This is a genomic window from Brevibacterium sp. ZH18 (assembly GCF_022748595.1).
In the GTDB taxonomy this organism is placed as follows: domain Bacteria; phylum Actinomycetota; class Actinomycetes; order Actinomycetales; family Brevibacteriaceae; genus Brevibacterium.
On sequence record NZ_JALDSX010000121.1, the window covers coordinates 1 to 376 of the forward strand.

General features: G+C 62.2%; 1 pseudogene. It reads left to right on the top strand.

The window, feature by feature from the left end:
• Positions 1-234 (top strand): annotated as a pseudogene (locus MPN20_RS17205) (hypothetical protein); the annotation flags it as partial.
• Positions 235-376: the final 142 nt, after the last annotated feature.

Consider the following 376-nt stretch of genomic DNA (forward strand, 5'->3'; position numbering starts at 1 on the left):
ATCGGACAGATCGCCAAGGACTTCGGGATCCATGAAGGCACCCTGAACAAATGGCTCCGCCAAGCAGAAATCGATGCCGGCAACAAACCCGGCAACACCAGCGACGAATCAGCAGAACTGCGAGAACTACGGCGACGGACTCGCCTGCTGGAGCAGGAGAACGAGGTCCTGCGCCGCGCGGTCGCCTATCTGTCACAGGCGAACCTGCCGTCAAAAGGCTCTACCCGCTCGTGAGAGAGCTCGCCGTCGACGGGATCCCCGTGGCGGTGTCGTGCCGGGTATTGAAGCTCTCCCGCCAGCCCTACTACCGGTGGCTGGCCGCGCCTGTCCCTGATACCGATCTCGTTGAGGCATATCGGGCCAATGCGCTCTTCGA